We start from the raw sequence: 26,160 nt of genomic DNA, 5'->3' as shown, positions 1-26,160 counted from the left end.
CGGATAGCGTCGGCACCGGTCGGGTGGTCCGGCCGGTGACCTGCGGGAGGCGGAATTGGCCGGGGCGCTGCGGCTCGGGGGGCGGACGTTCGCCCCGGGCGAGCCGGTGGTGATGGCGATCGTCAACCGGACGCCCGACTCGTTCTTCGACCGGGGCGCCACCTTCGCGCAGGACAGCGCGTTGCGGGCGGTGGAGCGGGCGGTCGCCGAGGGCGCGGAGATCATCGACATCGGCGGGGTGAAGGCCGGGCCGGGCGACGAGGTCGACGTGGCCGAGGAGATCCGCCGGACGGTGGACACCATCGCCGCCGTCCGGGCCGCCTTCCCCGGGGTGGTCATCTCGATCGACACCTGGCGGGCCGAGGTGGCGGTCGAGGCGGTGGCGGCCGGTGCGGACCTGCTCAACGACACCTGGTCGGGGGCGGATCCGGCGCTCGCCCGGGTGGCCGCCGAGACCGGCGCCGGGCTGGTCTGCTCGCACGCCGGTGGCCTCGCACCCCGGACCCGGCCGCACCGGGCGGCCTTCCCCGACGTGGTCGCCGACGTGGTCACCACGGTCACCGGGCTCGCCGAGCGCGCGGTGGCCCTGGGGGTACGGCCCGACGGCATCCTGATCGACCCCGCGCACGACTTCGGCAAGAACACCCGGCACTCGTTGGAGATCACCCGCCGGTTGGACGAGTTGTCCGGCACCGGCTGGCCGCTGCTGGTGGCGTTGTCGAACAAGGACTTCATCGGCGAGACGCTGGACCTGCCGGTGCCGGAACGGCTGGAGGGCACCCTGGCGGCGACGGCGGTGTCGGCCTGGCTCGGTGCCCGGGTGTTCCGTGCCCACCAGGTGCTCCCGACCCGCCGGGTGCTCGACATGGTGGCCTCGATCCGGGGCGACCGGCCCCCCGCCGCCACCCGGCGCGGCCTGGCCTGACCGCCGCGCGGCGCGGCGGCCCGACAGGTGGGGTGGTCAGGTCCAGCGCAGGATGCGCTTGCGCCAGGCGTAGAGGATGCCGAGCGCGACCACGGCCACGAAGACGCCCATCTCGGCGACCGTCACCGCGCCGAAACCGGGCCGGTCGAAGACCAGCGCCCAGGGGAAGAGGAAGACCGCCTCGACCGCGAACAGCACGTACAGGTACGCGTACACGTAGTAGCGGATCTGCATCTGTGCCCAGTCGCCGCCGACCGGGTCGAGGCCGCATTCGTAACCGGCCCGCTTGCCGGCCGGGTCGGCGGGCCGGCGGGGACGTAACACCCGGTTGGCAGAGAACGCCGTAACGAAGAAGAGGGCGGCGGCGAGCAGCAACAGCCCGAGCGTCGCGTACGAGCCCAGGTAACCGGTCACGGTGGGCCAGCCTACCGGGCGGCGTGCCGGTCCGGACGCCGTGCCGGCCACCCGGAGACGGCGGGCGGTTTCTTTTCCGCAGGGACTGGTGCCACCCGGCAACTGTTACCGAATAATGAACGGCACCCCGAGTCACGGAGGTCAGATGCCCGGCAGGGACACGCGTGCCGTTCGGCGGTTCCCCGCCCGGCGTACCCCCGCCCTGGTCCTCGGGGCGGTGCTGACGGCCGGGCTGGCGGTCGCGCTCGGGATGTCGCCGGGCCTGGCCACGGCCGCCACCGGCGCGCAGCGGGCGGTCACCGGCCCGTCCACCTCCGGCGGCGGGCCGCCGGAGGGCACCGCGCCCCCGGGCGAGCCGACGGCGACCGCACCGGCCCCGACCGCCGTGCCGCCGACGCTGCCGCCCGGCCCGGAGCCGACCGGCACCGCGCCGGAGCCGACCGGCACGGCACCGGGGACCACCGCACCGGCCCCCACGGCCACCACACCGCGCCCGAAGCCGCCGCCCAGCAGATCCGCGCCACCCCGCGGGCCGAACCCCCACCAGCCGGGCGCCGACCGGGTCGGGGTCCGGGTCACCACCGGGGACGTCACCCTCGACGCCCGGTACTGGGACGCCCCGAGCACGGTCACCACCCTGCGGGTCACCGTCACCAACACCGGTGCCGTGCCGGAACGGTTGCGGCTGGCGTACACGCTGCCGGTCGGGCTCACCGACGCCGGCACGCCGGGTTGCGCGGCGACCGGCGACGACAGCTGGCACTGCGGCGAGTGGAGCACCGCGCCGGGCGACCGGTTCGACAGCCTGATCCGGGTACGGGTCAGCGGCACCGCCTGGCGACAGCTCCCGCTGGGCGGCACGGTGCGGGTCACCGCGACCGGGCCGGGCGACGGCGACACCGCCCAGGACGACGAGGGCTTCGCGGTCCTCCTACCGCCCGGTCCGCCGGTGCCCGGCATCCTGCTGGACGCCGACGAGGTGGTCTTCGACATCGGTGGCGGACCCACCGCGCTCGCCGCCCACCTGGGCAACACCGGCAGCGTGGCCGCCGACGGGCAGATCGAGGTGGCACTGCCGGCGGGTGTCAGCGTGCTGAGCGCACCGGCCGGCTGCACGCCGGGGTCACCCACCCGCACCCGGTGCGACCTGGGCGTGCTGGCGGCGGGGCGGACGGCGACGCTCCGGTTCACCGTCGCCGCCACCCCGGACGCCCAGCGCGCGGCCCCGCTGGCCGGCGCGTTGACCGGGCGGCTGGAGCCGGCGAGCGGGCCGGCCCGTCAGCTCCGGATGAGCTTCCGGATCACCGCCGCCGCCGCGCTGGCCACCCCGGTGGTGGGCACCCCCGCGCCGACCGGCTCGCAGGGTCTGATCGCGGCCCAGGGCGTGGCCGCCGACCTCGGCGGGACGTCCGCCGGCCGGCGCACCGCGCTGGCACTGATCGTGGTCTCTGTCCTGCTGGTGGCGCTGGCCCTCGTGCTGGCCACCGGTTCGCTGCGGCGACGGATGGCCGAACGGGCGGCGGACGAGGGGGCCGGCGGCGGCCCGAGCGGGCGGTGATCTCAGTTACGGCCGCCATCCCAAAACGCCGTATAATTCCCCAAATGCCGCCGGCCAGCTTCCCAGGTGTCGGACCTCCACCAAGGTTGCCCTAAGCCCGGGACGTAGGCTCGCAGCGAGAGACGACAGCGGGCCGGGCCAGCCCACGGGCGGACCGGGCGCAGCGGCGCACCAGGGAGGTCACGTGGCCTGGCAAGACGGGGTCACCATCATGTGCAGCCGCGCGCGCGGCGGGGCCGAGCGAAGCGAGGTGCAGACGTGACCAAGCAGATCCGTCAGTTGGACCGGGTGGTGATCCGTTTTGCGGGTGACTCGGGTGATGGGATGCAGTTGACGGGGGACAGGTTCACCTCGGAGACGGCGCAGTTGGGTAATGATATTTCGACGTTGCCGAATTTCCCGGCGGAGATCCGGGCGCCTGCGGGGACGTTGCCGGGGGTGTCGAGTTTCCAGGTTCATTTCGCCGATTACGACATTTTGACGCCGGGTGACGCGCCGAACGTCCTGGTCGCGATGAACCCGGCGGCGTTGAAGGCGAACCTGGCGGATCTGCGTCGGGGTGCGGACATCATCGTGAACACCGACGAGTTCACGAAGCGGAACCTGGTGAAGGTCGGGTATGCGGTGTCGCCGTTGGACGACGACACGCTGGACGGGTTCGTGGTGCATCCGGTGGCGTTGACGTCGATGACCGTCGGGGCCCTGGCAGAGTTGTCGGTGTCGAAGAAAGACGCCGAGCGGGCGAAGAACATGTTCGCGCTCGGGTTGTTGTCGTGGATGTACTCCCGGCCGTACGAGTCGACGTTGCGGTTCCTGGAGCGGAAGTTCACCAAGCGTCCGGATCTCGTCGCGGCGAACATCGCCGCGTTCAAGGCGGGCTGGAACTACGGCGAGACCACCGACTCGTTCTCGGTGCGGTACGAGGTGAAACCCGCGAAGATGCTCCCGGGCACCTACCGCAACATCACCGGTAACGCCGCCCTGTCGTTGGGGTTGGTCGCCGCCGGGGTCCGGTCGGGTCTGCCGGTGTTCCTCGGCGCGTACCCGATCACTCCGGCGTCGGACATCCTGCACGAGTTGTCGAAACACAAGAGCCTCGGTGTGGTCACCATGCAGGCCGAAGACGAGATCGCCGCGGTCGGCGCCGCCCTGGGCGCCTCCTACGGCGGCGCCCTCGGCGTCACCACGACCAGCGGCCCCGGGGTCGCCCTGAAATCCGAGACGATCTCCCTGGCCGTGGCCCTGGAACTACCGTTGGTCATCGTGGACGTGCAACGCGCCGGCCCGTCGACCGGGCTGCCCACGAAAACCGAACAGGCCGACCTGAACATGGCGTTGCACGGCCGCCACGGCGAAGCACCCGTCGCGGTCATCGCCGCGAAGTCCCCCTCGGACTGTTTCCACGCCGCCCTGGAAGCCGCCCGCATCGCCGTGACCTACCGCACCCCGGTGATCCTGCTGTCGGACAACTACGTCGCCAACGGCTCCGAACCCTGGCTCCTCCCCGACGTCGCCGACCTCCCCGACCTCCGCGTCGACTTCGCCACCACCCCCAACCACGACGACGGCGTCACGTTCCTGCCCTACCTACGCGACCCGGCCACCCTGGCCCGCCCCTGGGCCGTCCCCGGCACCCCCGGACTGCAACACCGCATCGGCGGCCTGGAGAAAGCCGACAAGACCGGCGACATCTCCTACGACCCCGCCAACCACGACTTCATGGTCCGCACCCGCGCCGCCCGCATCGACGCCATCGACGTCCCCGACCTCGACGTCGACGACCCCGACGGCACCGCCCGGACCCTCGTCCTCGGCTGGGGCTCCACCTACGGCCCCATCGGCGCCGCCTGCCGCACCCTGCGCCACCGCGGCCAACCCATCGCCCAGGCCCACCTACGCCACCTCAACCCCCTCCCGGCCAACCTCGGCGACATCCTCACCACCTACGACCGGGTCGTCATCCCCGAGATGAACCTCGGCCAACTCGCCCAGGTCATCCGCGCCCGCTACCTGATCGACGCGATCACCTACAACCAGGTCCGCGGCCTACCCTTCACCGCCGCCGAACTGGAGACGATGCTGGAAGAGGTCTGCAAAAATGCCTGAACCCGTCGCCGTGAAACTCACCACCAAAGACTTCAAATCCGACCAGGAAGTCCGCTGGTGCCCCGGCTGCGGCGACTACGCCATCCTCGCCGCCATCCAACAATTCATGCCCGAACTCAACATCCCCCGCGAAAACACCGTCTTCATCTCCGGCATCGGCTGCTCATCCCGCTTCCCCTACTACATGAACACCTACGGGATGCACTCCATCCACGGCCGCGCCCCCGCCATCGCCACCGGCCTCGCCGTCACCCGCCCCGACCTGTCCGTCTGGGTCGTCACCGGCGACGGCGACGCCCTGTCCATCGGCGGCAACCACCTCATCCACGCCCTGCGCCGCAACGTCAACCTGAAAATCCTGCTCTTCAACAACCGCATCTACGGCCTCACCAAAGGCCAATACTCCCCCACCAGCGAAACCGGCAAAATCACCAAATCCACCCCCGCCGGCAGCGCCGACGCCCCCTTCAACCCCCTCTCCCTCGCCCTCGGAGCCGAAGCCACCTTCGTCGCCCGCACCATCGACTCCGACCGCAAACACCTCCAAACCGTCCTGCGCGCCGCCGCCCAACACCACGGCACCGCCTTCGTCGAGATCTACCAAAACTGCAACATCTTCAACGACGGCGCCTTCGACCAACTCAAACAACCCGACACCCGCGACGACTACCTCATCCCCCTCGAACACGGCCAACCCATCACCTTCGGCCGCGACCGGCAACACTGCGTCGTCCACCCACCCCACGGCTTCGGCCTCGAAATCCGCGACACCGCCACCACCCCACCCGAAGACATCGTCACCCACGACACCACCATCACCGACCCCGCCTACGCCTTCGCCCTCACCCGCCTCCCCCAACACGACCTCCGCAACACCCCCATCGGCATCCTCCGCCACATCAACCGACCCACCTACGACACCACCGTCCAACACCAAATCACCACCGCCAAAAACACCACCACCCACACCCCCGAACAACAACTCACCACCCTCCTCCACACCGGCGACACCTGGACGATCAGCTAGTCGACCGAGCAGTGCGACGTGGCCGTGCCCCGGGGTCGGGGGCACGGCCACGTCGGCGTCGGCGGACCGCCGGGGGCGGTGCGAAGGCCCGGAAGGCGGTACGGGTCGGTCAGGAGGGGGTGGCGGTGGCGGTGGGACGGTCGTCGCGAACGTGCACGAGCATGTCGCCGGTCTCGATCACCGCGCCGGCCCGGTCCGCCAGGGTGACCACCTTGCCCCGCCGTACCAGCGCGATGACCAGGGACTCCAGCTCGCGGGGAGACTTGCCCACCTCGTGCCGCTCGGCGGAACGCATCGCCAGCGCCATCCCCTGACCGGGGGTGAGCAGGTCCTCCACCACGTCGATCAGCGGTGGGGCCGAGGTGGAGAGGCCGAGCAGCCGACCGGCGGTCGCCGAGGAGACGATCACGTGGTGCGCGCCGCTCTGCCGCAGCAGCGGGGCGTTCTCGGCCTCCCGGACCGCCGCGATGATCCGTACCTGACCGGCGGTGAGCTGCCGGGTGGTCAGCGCCACCAGCACCGAGGCGTCGTCGCTGTCGGTGGCGATGATGACGGCCTTGGCGTTGCGGACGTGCGCCTCCTCCAGCACCGAGGAGCGGGTCGCGGAGCCCTCGATGGCGACCAGCCCGGCCGAGGTGGCCTGGCGCAGCGCGGTGCCGCTGCGCTCCACCACCACGATCCGGGACTTGTCCAGACCGTTCTCCAGCAGGGCGGAGACCGCGCTGCGGCCCTTGGTGCCGTAGCCGCAGATGATGACGTGGTCCTTCACGGTTCTCCTCCACCGACCCAGCCGACGGCCGGTCCGGTACTGCTCGGTCAGGACTTCCAGGGTGGTGCCGACCAGGATGATCAGGAAGATCACCCGGGCCGGGGTGATGAACAGGACGTTCACCAGCCGGGCCGACTGCGCGTACGGGGTGATGTCGCCGTACCCGGTGGTGGAGAGGGTCACCACCGTGTAGTAGAAGCAGTCGAGCAGGGTCAGCCCGTTCTCGTCCACGTCGCGGTAGCCGTCGCGGTCCAGATAGACCACCGCGACGGTGAGCAGGACCAGGCCGAGGGCGGCGGCCAGGCGGAGACTCAACGCGCTGAGCGGACCCCGCCGCTGCGCCGGGAAATGGATCACCGTCGGTCCTGCTCCCCCTGGGTCGCCTGCACGAGCACAACATAGCGGTTACCAGGCAGGTCGACCCGCCGGGCCGGCGACCGCACCACCGGTGAGTGTCCCGTCACCCCGGGGACCGCCGCAACGGGTGGCGACGGTCGGTCCCGCCGGGCCGGTACCGGGGCCGCCGACGGGGCATGATGGGAGGGGTTCCGGACACCGGCCACGAGGAGGCCCGCATGTCGCTGCTGCGTCGGGTGATCGGCGGGGTACTGCGTCGGGTACGGCTGCGTCAGCGCCGCACCCTGCGCGAGGTGGCCGCCGCCGCCGGGGTGTCCCTGCCCTACCTCTCCGAGGTCGAGCGCGGGCGCAAGGAGGCCTCCTCCGAGGTGCTGGCGGCGATCTGCCGGGCGCTCGGCATCAACCTGTCCGACCTGCTCGAAGAGGCCCGCGACGAGCTGCGCCGGGTCGAGCGTCGGGTTCCCGTCCCGCCGGGCGGCAGCCTCACCCGGCTGGACCGGATACCCGCCGCCCGCCAGGGCCGGACCGGCTCCGGCGCGGCCACCGTCGGCAGGATCGGGGTGACCACCGTCGGCGGGGTCGGGATGACCACCGTCGGCAGGATCGGCGGGACCGGGACGGCGACCGTCGGCATGGGCGGCGGGACCACCATCGCCGAGGCCGCGATGGCGACCGTGGGCAGGGCCGGGGCCGGGCTCGGGGTCTCGGTCGTCGGCGGATCCGGATGCGTGGTGACGACGGTCGCCGTGCCCGTCCGGGTGATCGCCGTCGGGTCGGCCGGCCGCCGCGCCGCGCGTACCGCCGGGGTGCCGGCGCGCCGACGGGCCGGTGCGGGCCGGCGGCGCAGCCCCGTCGGCTAGGCCGGCCGGTTCTGCCGAGGGCAGATCTGCCGGGGGCAGAAAGGCTGGGGTGACGGCCGCCCGACGGCGCAGGCTGGACCCGCCGGCCCCCGGGCGGAGCGAGGCCGCCCGCCGGCGACGCGGAGGGTGGTCACCATGATCGGGTACGACGTGCGGATGCTGGACGGCGGTCAGCCGGCCTTCGGCGACCAGGTCTTCGAGCGGCTGCTGCGGGAACGGATCATCTTCCTCGGCACCGAGGTCACCGACGCCTCGGCCAACCAGATCTGCGCGCAGATCCTGCTGCTGGCCGCCGAGGACAGCAAGCGGGACATCTACCTCTACATCAACTCGCCCGGTGGCTCGGTCAGCGCCGGCATGGCCGTCTACGACACCATGCGGTACGTCCGCAACGACGTGGCCACCCTGGCCCTGGGGTTCGCCGGGTCGATGGGGCAGTTCCTGCTCTGTGCGGGGGCCGCGGGCAAGCGGTTCGCCCTGCCGCACGCGCGGATCATGATGCACCAGCCGTCCGGGGGGATGGGGGGCACCGCCGCCGACATCACCATCCAGGCGGAGAACATGCTGCACGTGAAGCGGACCATGCAGGAGCTGATCGCCGAGCACAGCGGGCGCGGCCTCGACGAGATCCAGGCCGACTGGGACCGGGACCGGTGGTTCACCGCCGAGCAGGCCCGGGAGTACGGCCTGATCGACCGGGTGCTCACCCGGGTCGACCAGCTTCCCGGCTGACCGCAGCCTTGGGGCGGCGGCCCGGCCGGGCCGTCCTGGCGGTGGGGCCGGAGCGGCTGTGCGCGGGGCTAACCGGGCAGGTGGTCGACGAGGGCGGCGAACTGCGCCCGGGTCAGGTACGACGGGTTGGCCGCCTGCGGCTGGCGGAACACCTCCAGCCCGGCCAGCCGGGGATCGGCCCGCAGCCGGTCCCGGGACAGCCGACCCGCCTCGGGCAGGATGGTCAGGTCCAGCGGCACCGTCCAGGGTGCCCGGACGTCCGCGCCGGGCACCGGCTCGCCGGTGAGCCGCCCGATCCCCCACACGCCGTAGGGCAACCGCCCCCGGCTGCCGCTGGCCCAGAAGACCACGGGCTGACCGGCCCCCATCAGCCGGGCCCGGTAGCCGGGGCGTACGCACCAGCTCGTCACCCGGGGATCCCGGGCGAACCGGCCGGTCAGGTCGACCAGGTCGGCGTTGCCCTTGATCAGCCAGGCGCCCAGGTCACCCCGGGTCACCCGCCGCCCGTCGTCGCGTCCGTGCGGCACGTCGGACCCTCCTCGACCGTCAGATCAGCCCCTCCCGGACCGCGTACGCTACCGCGTGCGTCCGGTTGCGCAGCTGGAACCGGCTGGTGATGTCGTGCAGCACGTTCTTGACGGTCCGCTCCGAGTAGCTCAACCGGGTCGCCACCTCCCGGGTGTCCATCCCGTCGGCCACCAGCCGGAGGATCTCGCTCTCCCGGACCGAGAGCCCGTTGACGTCGATGCCGCGCGGGGCGAGCACCGTCTGCTGCAGCCGGGTCACCTGCTTGACCAGCAGTCCGAGCACCTCCGGGGGCATCGCCGCGCCTCCGGAGGCGGTGCTGACCACGAGCTGGGCCAGCCGGTGACCGGTGGCCTCGGCGCGGGAGGCGAGGGCGCGTACCCCGAGCTCCACCGCGGGGATCAGCGCCGAGTCCGACTCGACGGTCGCGACCAGCACGAAGCGCCGGCAGCCCAACCGGCGGACGGCCCTGAGCACGTCGAGCGTGTCGTGGTCGAGGGTGTCGGCGGCGACCACCCCGACGGTCTCGGCGGTGATCATCTGGGCGGGGACGACCTCGATCTCGGCCCGGCCGCGCAGCGCCGCGGTGATCCCGGCCGTGGAGATCGGGTCTGGGGTACGGATGTAGGTCTGGGCACGTCCGTTCATGGCGGTTCCTTAGCTTCCGGGCTGAAGAGAGCGTCAGCTGCCAGGCTGCCGTTCAGCAGGGGGACAGATCGGTGGTCCGGAGGCCGGTGCCGAACGGTTCCGTGACCGGGTGGGAGTCGCTTCGCCGAGTGGACACCGGCCAGCGGGTGGTGGCGGTGTCCGTCGTCCACGGTAGAGAGGGCGGCCGGCCGCGCACTGGAGGCCGACTGGACGCCACCACATCGATGTCCTTGCCGCACAACAACGTTTTGAGCTGGCCAAATATACGAATGTTCGAAAGCGAGCCGGCGGAGCACCGGCAGAACCGGCAGAACCGTTGCCCCACAGGGCGGCCAGCACTGCCCGATCGGCAGGTTTGGCCAGGATGGAACCCGGTGATTCAGTGTCGAAGATCATGGTCATCCGACCGGCCAACCGGCAGAATCGTGTGCTGGCGGCGCTGGTGGGACGGACGCGCAGCCATGACAGGGAGGCCCGTTGATGGCCGACAGCGGCGGTGAGATCCGACGACGACGACTGGATGCCGGACTGACCCAGGAGCAGTTGGCCGAACGGGCGGGGATCAGTGTCCGGGCGGTGCGTGACATCGAGCAGGGTCGGGTGCGCAACCCCCGGGCCGAGTCCCTCCGACGCATCGCCGACGCCGTCGGCCTGCCCCCACGGAAGCCACCGGGCCCCGCGCCACCGGCCCCGACGCCACCGCAGACCCTCCGGATCGACGTGCTCGGCCCGCTGCGGATCCAGGTCGGGGCGGAACCGGTCGCACTCGGTTCCAACCGCCAACGGATGCTGCTCGGCCTGCTCGCCCTGCACCCGGACGCGATCGTGTCCCGCCATGAGATCGTCGACGTGCTCTGGGGTCACGACCCGCCGGACAGCTGCCTCAACCTCGTCCACACCTACGTCGCCCGGCTGCGCCGGGTACTGGACCGCCCCGGGGGCACCACCACCATCACCCACGTCGGCGGCGGGTACCGGCTCCGGGTGGACCCCTCCCAGCTCGACCTGAGCCAGTTCGCCACCGCCATCGAACGCGCCGAGGGCAGCGTCGCGGGCGACCTGCCGAGCCTGGACCGGCTGGCCGGAGCGTTGGCGCTGTGGCGGGGGCCGGTGCTGGCCGACGCCGCGCCGAGCCTCACCCAGCACCCGGTCGCCGCCGCCCTGAACCGGCGGCGCATCGCCACCGCCGTCACCTACGCGACCCTCGCCGTCGACCTGGGCCTGCCCGAGCGGGCGGTCCGGGAGCTGCACGCGGTGGCCCGCCACGAACCGCTGCACGAACAGGTGCACGCCCGGCTGATGCTCGCCCTGGCCGCCTGCGGCCAGCAGGCCCGCGCGTTGACGCTGCACCGCCGGCTGCGGGACCGGCTCGCCGAGCAACTCGGCGTGGAGCCCGGCCCGGAGCTGCGCGAGGCGCAGCTGCGCATCCTGCGCCAGGACCTGCCCCGGGCGGTCGCCCGCGCGGGCAGCCCGGCGGGCGGCACCGGGCCGACGCCCGCCGAGACGGCACCACCCCGGGTCGAGGTGCCGCCGCCCCGCCCACCCCGGCACCGGCTCCCGGCGCAGTTGCCGGCCGACGTCGCCTACTTCACCGGGCGGAGCGCCCAGCTGGCCGCCCTCGACACGCTGCTGGCCAGGGCGACGGTGGACGGCGGGCCGGTGGTCGTCTCCGCCGTCACCGGAATGGCCGGGGTCGGCAAGACCGCCCTGGCGGTGCACTGGGCGCACCGGGTCCGCCGGCACTTTCCGGACGGGCAGCTCTACGTCAACCTGCGCGGCTACTCGGCGGCCAGCCCGGTCCCCGCGGCGGAGGCCCTCGCCGGGTTCCTGCACGCGCTCGGCGTACCGGCCGAGCAGGTGCCGGTCGACACCGGGCAGGCCGCCGCGCTGCTACGCACCATGCTGGACGGTCGCCGGATGCTGGTGCTGCTGGACAACGCCGCCAGCGCCGACCAGGTACGCCCGCTGCTGCCGGGAAGCACCGGCTGCCTGGCGCTGATCACCAGCCGGGACCGGCTCAGCGGGCTCGTCGCGGTCGACGGCGCACGACGCATCGACCTCGACGTGCTCACCGCGTCCGAGGCCAGCACCCTGCTCACCCGGATCCTCCCGACCGGACGGGTGGCCCGCCCAGGCGAGATCACCGAGCTGGCGACGGTCTGTGCCCGGCTGCCCCTGGCCCTGCGGATCGCCGCCGCCAACCTGATCGACCAGCCCGAGCAGTCGATCAGCGCACACGCCGCCCGGTTGACCGCCGGCAACCGGCTCGCCGGCCTGCGCATCGAGGGCGACGACCAGGCGGCCGTGCGGGCCGCCTTCGACCTGTCGTACGCCGCGCTGCCCGCCCCGGCCCGCCGGCTCTTCCGGCTGCTGGGGACCGCGCCGGGCACGGACGTCACGGTGGCCGCCGCCGCCGCGCTGGCCGGGATCGACGAGCCGGCCGCCACCCGCGAGCTGGACCGGCTCGCCGCCGCGCACCTCGTCCAGCAGGTCACCCCCGGCCGGTACGCCTTCCACGACCTGCTGCGGATCTACGCCCTGGAGCGGGCCACCGCGGAGGACCCCGCACCGGACCTGCGCTCCGCCACCGGACGCCTCTACGGCTGGTACCGGCAGCGGGCCGACGACGCCGCCGCCGCGGTCTACCCCCACCTGGTGCGGTTGCCCCCGGACCGGGCCGGGCCGGTCGCCGGGACGCCGTTCCGGGACGCCGCCGAGGCGATGGCCTGGCTGGAGGACGAGCACCCCAACCTGATGCGGGTGATCGCGCACGCCGCCGGGAACGACGCCGACCCGGCCGCCTGGCGGATCCCGGACGCGCTGCGCGGCTACTACCAGTTCCGCCCGCACAGCGACGGACTGGTCGCCGCGGCCAGCGCGCTGCGCGCCGCCCAGCAGGCCGGCGACCATGCCGGCGAGGCCGCCAGCCGGCTCGGGCTGGCCAGCCTGCACCTGCGCCGCGGCGAGTACGAGGTGGGCCTGTCCCACGCCACCGCGATGATCGACGCGGCGCACCGGGCGGCCTGGCCGGAGGGCCTGGCGGCGGCGTACGGCACCTGCGGGCTGGTGCACCTGCGGGCCGGTCGGCTCGCCGAGGGGGCGGAGCTGACCCGGCTGGCGGTGAGCATCCACGAACGCCTGGGCGGCCCCGAACGGCTCAGCACCAGCCTCGGCAACCTCGGCGTCATCTACCGCGACATGGGCCGGCTCCACGAGGCCGCCGAGGTCTTCCGGCAGGCCCTGGCGCTGACCCGCAGCACCGGCATGTGGATGAGCGCCGGGATCAGCCTGAGCAACCTGGGCGAGGTGCAGCACGCCCTCGGCCGGCACGGCGAGGCGCTCGACCACCTGCGGGAGGCGCTGGAGCTGAGCCGGCGGACCGGCTACCGGCCGACCGAGACCGAGAGCCTGCGCCGGCTGGCGGCGCTGCGCGTACAGACCGGGGAGCTGGGGCCGGCGGCCGAGCTGGCCACCGAGGCGCTGACCCTCGCCGAGCTGATCGGCGACACCGCCCAGCAGGCTGCCGCCCGCAACGTGCTGGGCGCGATCCACCTGCGCGACGGCGATCCGGCCGCGACCACCGAACACCGGCGGGCGCTCGAACTCGCCCGGGCCGGCGGTGCCCGGGGTGAGGAGGTCGAGGCGCTGATCGGGCTGGCCGAGGTGTACCGCGACAGCGACCCGGTGGAGGCGCTGGCGCTGGCCCGGCAGGCCCGGCGGGTGGCCCGTACCGCCGGCTACCGGGTCTGGGAGGGGCACGCGATGGTGGTCGCGGCCGAGGCGATGCAGGCCACCGGCCCGATGACCGCGGCCCGGACCGCCGAGGAGGCGCTGGCGATCCACCGGGAGACCGGGCACCTGCTCGGCCAGGTCCGCGCGCTGCGACTGCTCGTCGCGCTCGGCCCGGCCGGCGGCATCGACGCCGCCCAGCAGTCGTCCTACCGGCGCGAGACGGCCGAGCTGGCCCGGCGGGTCCAGCCGGTGGTCGACGAGGAGCTGCCGGTCAACCCGTGACGGTGAAGTGGCGGCGGCTCTCCTCGTCCAGCGGGGTCAGGGTGGGCCGACCCGCCTCGTCCACCCGGAACGCCAACCGGCCCTCGACCGGGGACGAGTCGTCGGAGTGCGACGCTGCCCAACGGACCCGCAGCTCCGGCGCGTGGTCGTCGTCGCCCGGCTCCCACTCGGGGGTGAGGGCCAGCCGGATCCGGGAGCCGGTGCTGTTGCGCACCGGTTCGGGACCGCCCCCGCCCGGCCCGCCGTCGGCCCCCGCCACCAGGAGCGCGACCTGCCGCAGACCGGGGTGCCGCCGCCCCCGGTGCCACAGCACCGGCCACGCCTCCCGGTTGGTCGTCGGGTCGTCGCCGTAGTAGGCGTCGATGTCGACGTCGCCGTCCTCGGGGGGTCGCTCGACGCCGCTGCCGTCGACGCCGGCCGGGGCGACCAGGTACCGGTGCACGGCGAACCGGAGGCCCAGCAGCAGCCGGACCGTGCCGGCCCGGCCCGGGTCGGCGTACCCCGCCTGGTAGGTCAGCAGCAACGCGCCGGGCTCCGGGGCCACCGCGTCCAGCATCGCCGTCCGCGCCCGACCGGCGGCGTCGCGTACCGCGAGGGTCTCCGGACCGTCCAGCCCCTGGAAACCGGTCACCACGGCGGTGTCGTCGGTGTACGGCGTCGGTCGCACCTCGGCCGGGGCGGCCGGGGGGGCGGCGAGCCCGGTCGCGTGCCACGCCGGGCGGGTGCCGCCGGGCCGACGGGCGGCGTGCGGCGGCACCCACGGCCGGTCGTGCACGCCGGCGTTGACCGGGGTGACGAGAAAGTGGGTACGGGTCGCCAACGACTGGTCGGCCGCCTCGAAGAGCCCGTCGCTGTGCACCAGGAACGAGCCCACCTCGTCGTGGGCCGGGGTCAGCAGGACACCGTCGACCACGGTCGGCTCGTGGTGCACCCGGTAGCCGATCCGGACCGCCGGCACCGTCCCATGGCCGGTCTCCAGCCGGGCGTCGAAGACCAGCGAGCCCACCTCGTTGAACTTGTTGAACGGGTTGCGGCCGGCGCCGACGGCGTGCGGCGACACGCTCAGGTCGGCGACCCCCCAGCAGGGGAAGCCCGCCAGCGCGTGCTGCCGGGAGGGCAGCGGGCCCGGCCCGATGTCGGCCACCACGTAGTCGAAGGTGGTGAACCGGACCAGCAGGTCCACGCAGACCCGTTTCGGACCGGTCGGGCCGCCCAGCCGACGCAGGTAGCGCAGCCAGTAGGAGTGCTGCCGTTGCTGGTCACCGCGGACCATGCCGGCACCGGCCAGGTAGGGCTGCGCCGGGGTGACCAGCTCCCGCAGCGTCGCCTGCTCCGGGAAGCCGGCACCGCTGAATCCGGTCACCGTGAAGGGGTCGCCCACCGGCTGATCGGGTCGGTAGCCGACCAGCCGCATCCGACTCGGCACAGTGCGCCCCCTCAGCTCGTCACGGTCAGGTGCTGGTAGGTCTGCTCGTCGCCGAACCGGACCACCGGCCCGCCGGAGGCGTCCACGGTGATCAGGAACGACCCGCCGACCGGCACGGCGGGGCCGGCGGCCGGGTCCACCGCCTCCTCGGACCAGCGGACCAGCAGGCCCGGCACGTCGTCGGCCGTCCCGTCGTACCACTCGGGGACGAACCGCAGCCGTGAGCCGACCGGCGCGGCGGCACCGGTCGGGTCGGGGTCGGCGTCGTCGGGCAGGGGGCGCAGCGACACGTCGACGAAGCCGGGGTGCCGACGACCGTGGTGGAAGACCACCGCGTCGGCGAACTCGTTCATGTCGATCAGGTACGAGCAGGTGAGCAGGCGCAACGCCAGTCGGGCCCGGACCCGGCCGGCCCGGGGTCCGTCGCCCCGGTCACCGGGCCGGGCGTACTCCACGATCATGCCGTCGTCGCGGGTGTCGCCGCCCATCGACGCCCGGTACCAGCGGGGGTGGCCGGTGTGCCAGACCTCGATCTGGTCGGGGCCGGCCATCCGCTCGAAGCCCTGCACCTCGACCGCCCCCCGGCGGGCCCGGCCGGTCGACACCCGCAGGGCGGTGACCGGCGGCGGGACCGAGACGTCGGTCGCCTGGTAGACGGTGAGGCTACGCCCGGGCGGCGGGTCGGCCCCGACCATCGGCCGCCCGTGCACCGTGCCGCTGACCGGGACGAGCCGCCACGACGAGCACCCGGGCTTGCCGGACCCCGGTTCCAGGGTGACCCCGCCGTCGCTGTGCACCGTCAGCGCCCCGGTCTCCTCGTGCCCCGGTGCCATCGCGGCTCCGAGCAGCGGATTCTCCACGTGCCGTACCCGGTGCTCGACCCGGATCGCCGGCACCACGGCACCGGTGCCGGTGGGGGTGAACACGACCTTCGGCTCGAAGACCAGGTGACCGGCGTCGTTGAACTTGTTGAACGGGTTCCGGCCGCCGGCCCCGGTGGACCGCAGCGAGATGCTGAGGTCCTCGATCCCCCAGAGGCCCAGCACCGGCGGCGCCGAGCGGGGCGAGTACCGGTCCACCCGGGGGCGGGCCTGGTAGGGAAAGGTGCTGAACCGGATCACCAGCTCCACCGCGACCAGCTTTCGGTGCCCCGGTCCCCGGTAGTGGTACCGCAGCCAGTAGCAGTGCCGGTGGGTCCGGGTGCCCCGGTCCAGCCACACCGCGCCGTCCTGGCCGTCCGGCCACAGCTCCTCGGCGAGGATCTCCCCGACCGGCAGGCCGGCGTCCCGGAAGCCGGTCACGGTGAACCGGTTGCCGGACAACTCCTCCGGCTCGTACTCGATGCTGGTCACGACGTGGGATCCCTTGTTCGGCCGGACGGCCCACCGGGCGCGGCGGTGACCGGTGTGTCCATCGGGTGCGGCGGATGTCGGGCCGGTGGCCGGGGAGCGGCCCCGGCCCGACCCCGGCGGATCACACCAGGTCGTACTCGCGGGCCAGGTACTGGAACTTCTCCACCGTCAGCACCGTGGCCAGGATGCGCTGGTCGGCCTCGGAGAGGTCGTCCACCTCGTCGTCCAGCACCCGGTCGAGCACCGCGCGGGCGGCGTCCGGGTCGAGGTCGGTCAGCGGCTCCGGTGCCGGTTCGACCGGCCCGTCCGGGTGCTCCCCGGGCTGCTCCCCGGGGTACGCCGACCCGTCCTGGCCCGACCCGTCGTAGGCCTGCGGGTCGTAGGCCTGGCCGTCGTAGCCCTGCTCGCCGTAGGCCTGCCCCTCGTAACCCTGCTGGTGGTAGGCCTGCCCGTCGTAGGTCTGCTCGCCGTAGCCCTGGCCGTCGTACGCCTGGCCGTCGTAGGCCTGCTCGTCGTAGGCCTGCTCGTCGTACGCCTGGCCGTCGTAGGCCTGCTCGTCGTGTTCGGCCGCCTGGTACGCCGCGGCGACCCACGCCTGCGTCACCGAGTCGATCAACCGGGCCATCTCCGCCGCCGGCTCACCCATCTCGTCGACGGCGAAGATCTCCACCGGTTCGAGGGAGCCGGCCCGCTGGTAGACGGTGGTGTAGAAGTCGGCCAGCCACTCGTTGCGCTGGTACCAGTCCGGATCGCCCCACCCCTGTCCGAGCAGGTCGGGCAGCAGCTCCCAGCCGGTCTGCGGCTGCTCGGCGATGATGTGGTGCGCGCTGACCGCCGCCCAGCTCAGATAGGCGTACGCGTCGTCGAGGCTGGCCGGGCCGGTGGTGTCGAAAACCTCTGGGTAGTTCATCGTGGATCCCCCGCTCAGCCCGTGACGGTGAAGTACTTGTTGCTGTCGGCGTCCAGCAGGCGCAGCACCGGGCTGCCGGACTGGTTGACCCCGAGCCGGAACTGCCCCTTGTTGTGGTGGCTGCGGGACCGCACGTCGGCACCGGCGTGTTCGGCGGCCCAGTCGATCCTGAGCTGCACGCCGACCTGTCCCTGGACCTCCTCGACGTACGGTCCGAAGAAGAGCGTCGACTCCTCGTGGTGCCGGTTCTTCACCGCATCGACGTCGTACCGCTCGCCCTTCTCCCCCACCACCGCCGCCTCGCCGCGCCCCACCTCCAGCACCCGCAGGGAGACGTTCCGGAAGGCGGTGTACCGCACCCCGTTGTGGTAGACGATCTGCCGGTTGCCCTGGTCGTCCGGCGCGGTCAGGTAGGGCACCAGGGTGAACCGCAGCAGCAGCAGCGCCCTGATCTTGGTGCGGACCTTCCGGCCCAGCACGGCACCGTCGCGGACGTACTCCAGCCGCAGCGCCGCCTCGTACCCGTCCTCCTCGGCGGCCGAGGCGACCACCGGCTGTTGACCGTCGTTGCGGACGGTGACGGTGTTCGGGCCGTCCATCCGGTCGAAGCCGATCACCTTCATCCCCTTGTGCTCGTGCGGGTCGAGCATCCGGCCACCGTGGTCGATCCCACCCAGCTCGATCCGTTGCGCGTTGAGCACGGTGGTCGTGGGCGTCCGGCCGTCCTGGGCCACCGGCACGACCCGGGTCGGGCGCTGGTGCACGCTGCCGCTGAGCGGGGTGATCCGGAAGTGCTTGTCGGTACGCCCTTCACCGGGGTCGATCTCGAAGCTGCCGTTGCTGTGCACCAGGAACGCGCCGACGTCGTTGTGGCTCAGCCCGAGCGGCGCACCGAACACGTTCTTGGCCTGGTGCTGCACCCGGTAGTTGATCCGCAGGTGGGGCATGCCGTCGTTGGCGGCGGCCACGTCGAAGGTCAGGCTGCCGGACTCGTTGAACTTGTTGAACGGGTTCCGCCCCCGCCCGGTCGCCATCAGCGACACGCTCAGGTCGGTGATCCCCCAACACGGATAGCCGCGCAGGACCGTCGACTCCTGGTCGGTCGGGCCGTCATCACCCTCCCGCGGCACGTAGTCGAAGGTGGTGAACCGCACCAGCAACTCCACGCAGACCCGCTTCTTGTCCGTGATCCCGATGCCCCGGCGCAGGTAACGCAGCCAGTAGACGTGCTGCCGGGACTGACTGCCCCGGACCATGACGAGCTGGCTCCGGGCGATCGGCACCGGTGCGATCAACTGGTTCAGCGGCACCTCCGGCAGGAAACCGGCGTTGCTGAACCCGCTGACCTGGAATACCCCGTCTGTCAACCCCTTGACCTGACCCTGCGCGAACCCGATCAGGTTCGCGGTGGTGTTCAGGGCGACGGCGACTTCTGTCACGGATGCACCTCCGACGTGGCTGACCGTCGACCCGTTGACCGACGGTGGTGGTTGTTGCGGTGTTGCGCCGGGATGCCGCGCCCCGGCGTGACGTGCCGCCCGACGCCGCTCACTCCCGGGCGAAGAACTCGAACTCGCTGACCGCCACGTCGGTGCCCTTCTCGGCCCGGTGCACGTCGGTGACCTGGATCTGCACGCTGGTGACCCCGTCGGCCCCGTCGAGGGTGAGCGTCTGCGGCTCGCCGGTGTCCTCGACGGTCAGGGTGTCCGAGCGGTTGGTGGAGTAGACCAGGTGCAGGGTCATCGGCCGGTGGGTCGCGGTGTAGTCCTCGGCCGTGCCGGCGGTCACGATCAGCCGTTCGAGGTCGACCTCGGCCGCGAAACGCAGGGTGACGGTCGGCGGCTTCTCCCTGTCCCAGCGCACCTGCCAGTGCGTGTTGCGGTACTGGTCGACACTGAGCTCCGGCCCGTGGTCGCGCACCGAGGCCCCGCCGGTCACCTGCACCGGGCGGACCGCCACGAACCGCGGGTTGATCTTCCGGTCCACCCAGTCCCGCGCCCCGGTCACCGGCCCGGAGACCGCCCCGTTGATCCGCTCCCGCAGCGGCGGATAGATCAGGTACGCCACCCCGATCGCGAAGAGCAGCACCGCGGCGACCGCGTTCGACCGCTGGTAGATGGAGTGCAACACGCCACCCACCCCACCCGGCCGCCCGCCGCCGGGCGTACCGGGGCGGGCACCGGCGGCGGTGACCCGGGGGCCACGTCGCGGCAGCAGGCGCTGCCACCAGCGTCGCCGGACCACCTCGGCGCTCCGCAGCGAGTCCCCGCAGCGACTGCAGAACCGCCGGGTCGGCGCGTTGCCCTCGCCGCACTCGCCGCAGATGAGGTCACCGGGTTGCCGCCGCCGGGTGGGTGCCCGGTTGCCGACGGTGGCCACCCGGGGCCGTACCGCCTGTGGACTGACCTCCTCGGGCGTGGCGGTCGCGGCGGTGCCGGTCCCGGGCCGGGCACCGGCCCGGCCGCCGGTGGTCGGTGCCCCGGGCAGCACCGGGTCGGCCGCGCCGTCGGGGGCGACCAGGGCACTGGTGTACGGCGCGGCGCGGGTGTCGCGGCGGGGCGACGCGGACGGGGCCGCCACCGGCTTGCGCGGCGCGGCCGGCAACGTGGCACCGACCACCCCCGGTGGCGGTGGCGGCAGCCGGCGCGACGGCACCACGGCCCCGGTCGAGGCGGCCTCCGGCGCACCGGCCGGGGTGCCGCCCCGCGCCGACGACACGTCGCCGACCGGGGTGCCGTCCGCTGGCGACGACGCTCCGGCGGCCGGGAGGTCGTGGGGCGACGAAGCCTCGTCGGCCGGGGTGCCGCTGTCGTCCGGCCCGTCGGCCGTCGGCCGGGCGGGCGGAACGACCCGCTCCCCCGGGAGACCGGACGCGGGCTGACCGGATGCGGGCTGACCGAGCGCGGACGGACCGGTGCGGGCCGCCCGGTCCGGCAGCCGGGCCGCTGGCACTCCGGGCGGAGGCGGTGGCAGCCGGCGCGGCGGCGCCGCGACCGCCGGAGCGCCGGCCGCCGCGACCGGACCCCCGGCACCGGCGGACCCACCCGCCGGCAGGTCACCGGGCAGCCCGGGCGGGCCGGGACGCGCCCCCGGCGGGCGCGGTGCCGCGGACGCGGGCCGTCCCCCTGCGGAGCCGACCCCCGGCGGACCCGACCGTCCCCCCGCGGGAGCCGTCCCGGGCGGGCCGGGACGCGCACCGGGCGGACCCAGGCCGGACGGCCCCGGACGCCCGGCCGGCGGGCTCAGCCCCGGCGGACCGGGGCGTACCCCGGGCGGGCCGGGCCGGGCACCGGGTGGCACGGGACCGGACGGACCCAGCCCCGGCGGACCCGGCCGTACCCCGGGCGGACCCAGCCCCGGCGGACCCGGGCGCACCCCCGGCGGACCCAGCCCCGGCGGACCCGGGCGGACCCCCGGCGGGCCGCCCGGTCCGGACCCGCGTCCGGTCCCGTCACCGACCCGCACCACACCCTCGTTCACCGGAGAGCCGCCCGGAGCCGGCGCGATCACCCCGGCGATGCGTTGCAGGAGGGTCGGCTTCTGCCGGAACTCCCGCTCCGCCTCCTGCACCGTCTCGACCGGGATCTTCGGCGTGGTCTTCTCGCCGGTCCACTCCAGGAAACTGCCGCAGGACCCGCAGAAGGTGTCCGCGTCACCGTTGTGGTTCCCGCACTCACGACAGATGATCACGGTGGAGCACCTCCAGGGTCGTCGTCACGTGCGCCGGTACTACCGCGCGGCACAGCTCGTCGAGGGCGTGCACGGCGACCGACCCGGGCTCGGCCACCCACACGCGCACGTGCACCCGGGCCGGCGGCAGTGCGGCCGGCAGCGGCTCCGGCCGGGTGGACCAGGAGACCCCGGTCGAGTCGAGGACCTCCACCTCGCCGCCGGTGGCCAGCTCCAGGGCGGTCCGCAGCCCGGCGACCGTCCCGCGCAGCCGGTGCGCGTCGACCGCGCCGGCCACCATGGCGCGCTGCCGCTCGACCGGCCAGTTCTCGTCGAGGTGGGCGCCCACCCAGTCACCGAGCCAGAGCAGGAAGTCCGGCGGGGCCAACCACGGGTCCAGGTACGCGTCGAGGCAGTCCAGCGTGGACACCACCGGCGCGAGCACCTGGTCCAGCCCCTCGGTCCAGCGCACCAGCAGGTCGTCCTCCTGCAACAGGGCGGGCAGGAAACCGGCGATCGGGTACGGCATCGCCACGTCGACCGGGCCGCGCATCAGTTCTCCTCCACCCGGAGCTGGTGGTCGAAGGAGAACACCAGGCTGTCCGGTTCGAGGTCGATCCGGCCGGCCTCGGTGCCCCGCTCGCCGGTCACCGGGTTGGCGGTGAACAGCCGCAGGTCCTCCACCAGCTCCACCCCCCGCACCCGCTGCAACACGGCGAAGAGTTCACCGGCCTGCACCGGACGCCCGAACGGCCAGCCCCGGCCGTCCGGGCCGCCCCCGCCCAGCGGGCTGAGGAAGCCGTACAGGGCGGCCAGACCCTCGGCCCGGACCCGGTCGACGACCACCCGGGGCCGGGCGACCACCCGGGCCACCACGGTCACCCCCCGGTAGCGGGGCGGCTCGACGACCACCCGGGTGCCGACCAGCCGCGTCGCGTCCAGCCGCTCGGCCACCCGGGCGAGGCTCGACTCCGCGGGGATCAGGTCCTCCAGCCGCAGCCGCCCCTCCTCGGCGGGTGCGGCCGGCACCACCAGGAGCCGGGCCACCGGCGGCCCGTCGCCGTTGCTCGGCACGCAGCGGACCCGGGCCAGCTCCGGGGCGGCCTCCCGGGCGAGCACCTCGTGGTCCTCGGCGGTCACCGCGCGACTGCGGCTGCGCAGGGTCAACGGGCCCCGGCGGCGGGCCTCGTCCAGGGTCTCGCCATCCACCCCGCCGCTGGCCGGGCGGCGGTTCTCCACCCCGGCCACGTACGGGATCGAGGTCCGCAGGGCGGTCACCGCGCCGACGCCCACGTTGCCCCGGCTGCCGCCGCCGACCGCGTACCGGCGCAGCCGCAGCCGGCCGCCCCGGGGCGGCACCGCGCCGTAACGGCGCAGGGTGCCGTCGGGCTGCCGGACGGCCGGGCCGAAGACCACCTCACCGGCCACCCCGTCGAGCAGGAAGTGCCGGTCGTCGGGGCCGCTGCCGGCGAAGTGCCCGACCGGCGACCACCGCTGCCAGCCGTCGTCGGAACTGACCTCCAGCACCGGGTCGCCGAAGCCGGCCAGCACCGGCCGCCGGGTCAGCGTGAACCGCTGGCCGGGCACCCCTTCGGAGTCGCCGATCTCCTCGTCGTCCACCAGGTCGGCGTGCACCGCCTCGGTGGTGCCGCCGACGGTGTTGGCGGCCAGCCCGAGCAGCACCGGTGAGGCGCTGTAGCCGGGCTGCCCCTCCTCCGGAGCCACCACCCGGGCGCGCAGCCAGCCGGCCAGCACCCCGTCGACCAGGGTGGCCTGGTGGCCGTCGGGCACGTGCAGCAGGATCGCCCCGGGCCGGTTCAGCGCGCCGGTCTCGTCCAGCCCGACCTCGCACCCGAGCCAGCCGTCGGCACCGCGCGCCTCCCAGCGCAGCGGCGGGTGCAGCGGGTTGACCCCGACACCGTCGACCCGTCCCTCGAACTCCAGCCGCACGGCGCAGCCACCCACCGCACGGTCCAGCCCGATCAGCAGCTCGTCGCCGGGCTGCGGCACCGGGGAGAACGCCGCCACCGGGCCACCCAGCTCCAGCGCGCCGGTCTGGTCGGTGCTCCCCTCGGCGGTGCGGACCCGGAGCTGGGTCAGCGCGCACGGCGGCACGGCGAGATCGGCGAGGGTGGCGAAGACCAGGGGATCCCCGCCGTCGGCGGCGGTCACCGCCCGGGTTCCCGCCGGGACGACCTGGGTGGCGCGGGCCGGCGTGGACAGCCAGAAGGTCAGCGTGGTCCGGGCGGCCGTGGGTGGCACCAGGCGTACCCCGATCAGCTCCAGGAACTTCACGTAGAGCCGGTCGGGCACCCGGTTGAGCCGGTAGATGAGCTGGTCGGTCAGGGACGCGAAGGTCTCGATCAGGGTGATCCCCGGATCGGCCGGGTGCAGGTCCGTCCACTCCGGGCAGCGGTCGGCGATCAACCGGCGGGCGTCACCGACCAGCTCGTCGAAGCCACGGTCGTCGAGGTCGGGGGCGGGCAGTGCCATCAGCCGAGCACCCCCGTCCCGGTCAGTTCCCGGTCACCGGGGAGGGTCTGCAGGTTGAGCCCGAGAACGCCGGGCTCGTCGGTGTCGCGTACCCGGTAACGGACCTCGATGTGCAGCAGGCCGGCGCCGCCGGTCGGGTCCTCGGTGACGGTGACGTCGTCGATCTCGGCCCGGGTCTCCCAGCGCTCCAGCGCGGCACGCACCTCCACCGCCACCGCCCGGCGGGTCTGCCCGGTGACCGGCTCGAAGACGAAGTCCCGCAGCCGGGAGCCGAACTCCGGCCGCATCGGGCGCTCACCCGGGTAGGTCGCCAGGATCACACACATCGCCTGCTCCAGCAGAGCGGTACCACTGATCATGGCGAGCCGGCCGTTGGGCTGGACCCGCAGCGGAAAGGCACACCCGGTGCCGATGACGTCGGCCTGCATGGCACTCCTCAGTTGAGCTGGATGGGTTTGCCCTTGATGGCGGTCGACGCGGTGCCGCTGATGTTGACCTGCGTACCGCTGATGTCGACCGTCTTGCCCTTGAGCTTCAGGCTGGCGCCGCCGTCGAGGGTGAGGCTGCCGCCCGGCCCCGCCTTGATCTCGACGGCGGTCTGCCCGGTGCACTCGATGACCAGCTTGCCGGGCTTGTCGGGGGCGCAGCGCAGGGTCACCGTGCCGGCCACCTGGTCCATCGCCAGCGAGAGCTTGTCGCCCTTGGTGCCGAGCACCACGTCGGCGGCGGTGGGCTGGCCCTTGCCACCGGGCGGCACCTCGTCGTGGAATACCAACCGGCTGCCGGCGGGCGACAGCAGCCCACGGCGGATCACCGAACCGGCCTGCCCCACCGACTTCACCCCGCTCGCGCCGGGTTTCGTCGACGACGTCTGCCCGCCGTCCAGGCCGTACCCGGTGTGCCGGCTGGGCAGGCAGCCCAGCACGTACGGCCGGCGTACGTCACCGAACTCGAACGCGACGAGCACCTGGTCACCCGGCTCGGGCACGAAGAAGGCGCCCCCGGTCGGGCCGGCGAAGAGCTGCCCCACCGGCGCCCAGTCGGTCTCGTGCTCCGGCGACAGCCAGGGCAGCGCCAACGTGACCCGGCCCAGGTTCTGCGGATCCCGCACGTTGCTGACCACCCCGCAGACCACGCCGTCGATCCGGGCCGGCCCGCCCGGATCGCCACCGGCACCGCCGACGTTCGCCAGACCGAGCAGCGAACGGTCCTCCGCGCCGCCGACGGTGAACTCGGTGCGGTAGCCCTCCTCGGCCTCGTCGAAGACGTGCCGGGCGGCGCTGAGCGTCCAGGTCCCGGCGAACGGTGCCGGCACCCCGTCGACCTTGACCGCCTTCCCGGCGACCAGCCGGGCGTCGCCCAGCGCCTCCCCCTCCGCCTCGGCGAACCCGCCGCCGAGGCTGGCGGCGAGCCCCTTCGCCACCTGGGTGACCGCACCGTCGGCCCGACCGGGCACGGGCAGGCCCCGGCCGACCAGGACGTGCGCGCGCGGCCCGGGTGCCGGCCCCACGTCGCCGACCGCGCTGTTGCCGGCCCGCGCGGGTGCCGGAGCGCCCCGGGGCACGAAGGTGTCGGCGGCACCGGTCGGCGTCCAGCCGGCCAGGCTCACCCCGTCGGCGGTGGTCGCGGTGCGGCTCGCCACCGCCGTCGCCGCGACCGGATCCCAGGCCCGCACCTCCACCTCGGGGGCGAGGTTGCCGGCGCTGACCCGGGGCAGGAAACGGCGCAGGTTGCCCCGGAAGGTCAACGGGAGCGGACTGCCGGCCCGCCGGGCGGTGGCCGCCCGGCGGAAGTGGAACCGGTCCCCGTCGGCGCCTATCTCGTAGCCGATCTCCCGGGCCCGGGCGGTCAGGAACTCCCAGTCGGTCTGCGCGACCTGGGACAGGTGGGCCAGCCGGCCGGTGGTGGCGTCGATCGTGCCGACCGACAGCTTCGCGGCGGACGCCACCTGCCGGGCGATGTCGGAATCCGACTGGTTGAGGAAGGTGCGCGTGCGCCGGACCCGGTGCAGCCGGTGGTCGTGGGTGTAGCCGCGCACCACCACGTGGGCGCTGAGGTCCACGAAGTGCCCCTCCACGGCGGTCACCTCGCCACTGATCAGCCGGTGCTCGGCCGAGCCGTCCCCGGTCGGGCCGAAGACCTGCACGGCGGTGCCCAGCTCCAGCCCGGCCGTGCGCAGCACGCTGCCGTCCAGGTCGGCGAAGGTCAGCTCGAACATGTCCGGCAGCGCGGCCTGGGTGTCCACCACCACCCGTACCAGCTGGTCGGCGGCGGCCGTGGGCAGCGCCCGGCCGGCGGTGCCCACGGTGACCCGGGGGCGCAGGGTCGCCGTGCCCCAGAGCAGACCGTGCCGGTCGATCGCGGTCATCGTCCGG

At 73.9% G+C, this 26,160-nt stretch carries 20 protein-coding genes; 7 read left to right on the top strand and 13 right to left on the bottom strand.

What is annotated here, in order from left to right; genetic code table 11:
• The first annotated feature begins 55 nt into the window (after positions 1 to 55).
• Positions 56 to 925: a dihydropteroate synthase gene (folP, locus tag O7625_RS11120; RefSeq protein WP_067306624.1), complete on the top strand. Its 870-nt coding sequence runs from the start codon at positions 56 to 58 to the stop codon at positions 923 to 925.
• Between the two features lie 36 nt (positions 926 to 961).
• On the opposite strand, the gene ndhC is transcribed toward folP, so the two are convergent.
• On the bottom strand, positions 962 to 1,339 hold the full coding sequence (gene ndhC, locus O7625_RS11115; protein WP_282345752.1) for an NADH-quinone oxidoreductase subunit A: 378 nt from the start codon (positions 1,337 to 1,339) through the stop codon (positions 962 to 964).
• A 145-nt stretch (positions 1,340 to 1,484) separates the two neighbouring features.
• Between ndhC and O7625_RS11110 the strand changes: the two genes are divergently transcribed.
• From O7625_RS11110 to O7625_RS11100, 3 genes are all read left to right on the top strand, one after another.
• Positions 1,485 to 2,897 carry a hypothetical protein gene (locus O7625_RS11110; protein ID WP_282345750.1) on the top strand — a complete coding sequence of 471 codons (1,413 nt, stop codon included), beginning with the start codon at positions 1,485 to 1,487 and terminating at the stop codon, positions 2,895 to 2,897.
• 258 nt (positions 2,898 to 3,155) lie between these two features.
• Positions 3,156 to 5,003, top strand: coding sequence for a 2-oxoacid:acceptor oxidoreductase subunit alpha (locus O7625_RS11105; protein WP_282345748.1), 1,848 nt, complete (start codon positions 3,156 to 3,158; stop codon positions 5,001 to 5,003).
• Entirely contained in the window at positions 4,996 to 6,030 is a 1,035-nt protein-coding gene (locus O7625_RS11100) for a 2-oxoacid:ferredoxin oxidoreductase subunit beta (RefSeq protein WP_282345746.1), read from the top strand. Before O7625_RS11105 ends, O7625_RS11100 begins: the two co-directional genes overlap by 8 nt.
• 109 nt (positions 6,031 to 6,139) lie before the next feature.
• Here O7625_RS11100 and O7625_RS11095 read toward each other — a convergent pair whose 3' ends face one another.
• A complete protein-coding gene (locus O7625_RS11095; protein ID WP_282345745.1) occupies positions 6,140 to 7,156 on the bottom strand; it encodes a potassium channel family protein in 1,017 nt (338 codons plus the stop codon).
• Positions 7,157 to 7,374: 218 nt separating this feature from the next.
• Between O7625_RS11095 and O7625_RS11090 the strand changes: the two genes are divergently transcribed.
• Together O7625_RS11090 and O7625_RS11085 are read left to right on the top strand one after the other, a co-directional pair.
• Entirely contained in the window at positions 7,375 to 8,016 is a 642-nt protein-coding gene (locus O7625_RS11090; RefSeq protein WP_282345744.1) for a transcriptional regulator, read from the top strand.
• Positions 8,017 to 8,151: 135 nt separating this feature from the next.
• On the top strand, positions 8,152 to 8,748 hold the full coding sequence (locus O7625_RS11085) for an ATP-dependent Clp protease proteolytic subunit (RefSeq protein WP_067314255.1): 597 nt from the start codon (positions 8,152 to 8,154) through the stop codon (positions 8,746 to 8,748).
• Positions 8,749 to 8,816: 68 nt separating this feature from the next.
• On the opposite strand, the gene O7625_RS11080 is transcribed toward O7625_RS11085, so the two are convergent.
• Positions 8,817 to 9,275, bottom strand: a complete 459-nt coding sequence (locus tag O7625_RS11080; RefSeq protein ID WP_282345743.1) for a hypothetical protein — start codon at positions 9,273 to 9,275, stop codon at positions 8,817 to 8,819.
• Between the two features lie 19 nt (positions 9,276 to 9,294).
• Complete coding sequence (locus tag O7625_RS11075; RefSeq protein ID WP_067314244.1) at positions 9,295 to 9,921, bottom strand: response regulator transcription factor; 627 nt, start codon at positions 9,919 to 9,921, stop codon at positions 9,295 to 9,297.
• A 480-nt stretch (positions 9,922 to 10,401) separates the two neighbouring features.
• Here O7625_RS11075 and O7625_RS11070 point away from each other — a divergent pair, with 480 nt between their 5' ends.
• Entirely contained in the window at positions 10,402 to 13,935 is a 3,534-nt protein-coding gene (locus tag O7625_RS11070; protein ID WP_282345742.1) for a BTAD domain-containing putative transcriptional regulator, read from the top strand.
• Here the strand turns inward: O7625_RS11070 and O7625_RS11065 are convergent.
• From O7625_RS11065 to O7625_RS11025, 9 genes are all read right to left on the bottom strand, one after another.
• Positions 13,925 to 15,361: a hypothetical protein gene (locus tag O7625_RS11065; RefSeq protein WP_282345740.1), complete on the bottom strand. Its 1,437-nt coding sequence runs from the start codon at positions 15,359 to 15,361 to the stop codon at positions 13,925 to 13,927. The genes O7625_RS11070 and O7625_RS11065 overlap by 11 nt on opposite strands.
• Positions 15,362 to 15,372: 11 nt before the next feature.
• Positions 15,373 to 16,713 carry a hypothetical protein gene (locus O7625_RS11060; protein WP_282345738.1) on the bottom strand — a complete coding sequence of 447 codons (1,341 nt, stop codon included), beginning with the start codon at positions 16,711 to 16,713 and terminating at the stop codon, positions 15,373 to 15,375.
• A 121-nt stretch (positions 16,714 to 16,834) separates the two neighbouring features.
• Positions 16,835 to 17,623 (bottom strand): hypothetical protein, encoded by a 789-nt coding sequence (locus O7625_RS11055; protein WP_282345737.1) that lies wholly within the window; start codon positions 17,621 to 17,623, stop codon positions 16,835 to 16,837.
• 14 nt (positions 17,624 to 17,637) lie between these two features.
• Positions 17,638 to 19,062: a hypothetical protein gene (locus O7625_RS11050; RefSeq protein WP_282345736.1), complete on the bottom strand. Its 1,425-nt coding sequence runs from the start codon at positions 19,060 to 19,062 to the stop codon at positions 17,638 to 17,640.
• A gap of 109 nt (positions 19,063 to 19,171) precedes the next feature.
• Positions 19,172 to 20,575 carry a hypothetical protein gene (locus tag O7625_RS11045; protein ID WP_282345735.1) on the bottom strand — a complete coding sequence of 468 codons (1,404 nt, stop codon included), beginning with the start codon at positions 20,573 to 20,575 and terminating at the stop codon, positions 19,172 to 19,174.
• A gap of 721 nt (positions 20,576 to 21,296) precedes the next feature.
• Positions 21,297 to 21,845: a phage tail protein gene (locus tag O7625_RS11040; RefSeq protein ID WP_067314489.1), complete on the bottom strand. Its 549-nt coding sequence runs from the start codon at positions 21,843 to 21,845 to the stop codon at positions 21,297 to 21,299.
• Entirely contained in the window at positions 21,845 to 23,785 is a 1,941-nt protein-coding gene (locus O7625_RS11035) for a putative baseplate assembly protein (RefSeq protein ID WP_282345732.1), read from the bottom strand. The genes O7625_RS11040 and O7625_RS11035 overlap by 1 nt, the downstream gene beginning before the upstream one ends.
• Positions 23,785 to 24,213 carry a GPW/gp25 family protein gene (locus O7625_RS11030; RefSeq protein ID WP_282345731.1) on the bottom strand — a complete coding sequence of 143 codons (429 nt, stop codon included), beginning with the start codon at positions 24,211 to 24,213 and terminating at the stop codon, positions 23,785 to 23,787. Before O7625_RS11030 ends, O7625_RS11035 begins: the two co-directional genes overlap by 1 nt.
• Before the next feature lie 8 nt (positions 24,214 to 24,221).
• Positions 24,222 to 26,153, bottom strand: a complete 1,932-nt coding sequence (locus O7625_RS11025) for a phage baseplate assembly protein V (RefSeq protein WP_282345729.1) — start codon at positions 26,151 to 26,153, stop codon at positions 24,222 to 24,224.
• Positions 26,154 to 26,160: the final 7 nt, after the last annotated feature.

Source organism: Micromonospora sp. WMMD714 (assembly GCF_029581315.1).
GTDB lineage: Bacteria > Actinomycetota > Actinomycetes > Mycobacteriales > Micromonosporaceae > Micromonospora > Micromonospora rifamycinica.
Note: the sequence above shows the minus strand (reverse complement) of the source record. Positions and strands in the feature narration are given on the sequence as shown.